Source organism: Nosocomiicoccus sp. HMSC067E10 (genome assembly GCF_001810835.1).
GTDB classification, from domain to species: Bacteria; Bacillota; Bacilli; order Staphylococcales; family Salinicoccaceae; genus Nosocomiicoccus; species Nosocomiicoccus ampullae_A.
Window position 1 is genome coordinate 18,879 of the sequence record NZ_KV802759.1, and the last position, 490, is coordinate 19,368.

Consider the following 490-nt stretch of genomic DNA (forward strand, 5'->3'; position numbering starts at 1 on the left):
TGATGATTTATTACTTACATTGGAAACAACATGTAATTTTGATGATGAAGAAATTGCACGATTCTTATTTAAAGATGAAGAATTAGGTATCTGGCTTGCGATTGATAATTCAACTTCAGATGTATGGATTGAAGAATACCATACATTAGAAGAAGCACTTGCTTATCTATTAGTAGATGATGAGTTTAAATTAACAGAAACAGATAATAATATGATGGCACAATATATTAAAGATTTTTACAAAGGAAACTTACAAGGCTCTATGATTTATTTCTATTACTAAAGTTAAGCACTCGTAAGAGTGCTTAACATACTATAAACAATCTAGACTTAAATAAAGGTACGTATAAGTTAATAAATAATATTTCATGATATAATATTATTACTCTATATTATATGAAAAATGAAAACGGAGGGATAAAAGTGAAAATTTTAAGTGAACTAAAAATTAATAATAAGGTACTTAATATCGAGATACCTAATAATGTAT

Annotated in this window: 1 protein-coding gene; it reads left to right on the plus strand. The window is 25.5% G+C overall.

The window, feature by feature from the left end:
- On the plus strand, positions 1-283 hold a 283-nt coding region (locus tag HMPREF2767_RS02770; protein ID WP_210391803.1), incomplete at its 5' end, for a hypothetical protein.
- Between the last annotated feature and the right edge of the window lie 207 nt (positions 284-490).